The sequence below is a fragment of the Legionella brunensis genome, from assembly GCF_001467025.1.
In the GTDB taxonomy this organism is placed as follows: Bacteria; Pseudomonadota; Gammaproteobacteria; order Legionellales; family Legionellaceae; genus Tatlockia; species Tatlockia brunensis.
Window position 1 is genome coordinate 1 of record NZ_LNXV01000031.1, and the last position, 891, is coordinate 891.

Consider the following 891-nt stretch of genomic DNA (forward strand, 5'->3'; position numbering starts at 1 on the left):
CATCAATTTTGCCGCATTGGATTTATCCCCTATCCAGCAAGAACTGATTGCGCGCATGGCTTTGCCAAATAATGGTTCTATTAACAATTCCAATCAATCCCATATTGAACGCTTAAAGCAACAGGGGCGCGCTCATGACTAGAGCTATTCTGATGGTACTTTTGCTTCTTAATGGGGTGGTATTTGCCGATAAGCCCGTGGGATTTCTTTGGTACACAAAAGAAAAAGAAAACAAAAGCGTGGAGAAGAAAAAGCCCGCCGGTATTGACTTTAATAACCTAAGTTATACTGAGCGCGATGCCGTTTTGCGTTTCTACACCATGGAAGCGCTTCATAAAGCACGGTATACCAAAAAAGTAGAGGACATGCGCGTATTTTTAAGTCTCCAGGATTACTGGCTTAAAGAATCCTCACGGTTTAAGTCGTTGTTTCAGCAAACGATGTTGGCGCATCCCGAATATGATTATGCGGTGACTCATCCAACTTCTAATCTGGGTGCCAAAATCACCGATGAAGTGCGCGAATCCCAAACAGTAGAGGTCATAAACCGTTTATCCAAATCTCATGGATTGTTGTTTTTCTATCGAGGAAAAAGCCCTTATGACTTAAAGCAAATTCCCATTGTTGTTGATTTTTGCAAGCGATTTCGCATTCATCTGATGCCCGTTAGTGTCGATGGCGCAACCTCTCCAGAACTACTGAATTCTCGAATGGATCAAGGGCAAGCGAATCGATTGGGTGTTCGTTATTTTCCAGCACTGCTTTTGGTGAACCCAGTGAGCCAACGTGTTTCACCAGTGGCATATGGCTTAACTACACAGGATGTCTTGATGGAACGTATAAAACAAGTATACAGCCAATTTAAAGGAGAGGAATAATGTTTGCCCGTGT

General features: G+C 42.9%; 1 protein-coding gene. It reads left to right on the forward strand.

Annotated elements, in window-relative coordinates:
* Positions 1-134: 134 nt before the first annotated feature.
* On the forward strand, positions 135-878 hold the full coding sequence (gene traF / locus Lbru_RS11250; RefSeq protein ID WP_058442234.1) for a type-F conjugative transfer system pilin assembly protein TraF: 744 nt from the start codon (positions 135-137) through the stop codon (positions 876-878).
* Positions 879-891 lie beyond the last annotated feature (13 nt).

Bases quoted from the DNA above. Each gene is read 5' to 3' on its own strand.
- traF (WP_058442234.1), top strand. From the start codon at position 135: ATGACTAGAGCTATTCTGATGGTACTTTTGCTTCTTAATGGGGTGGTA.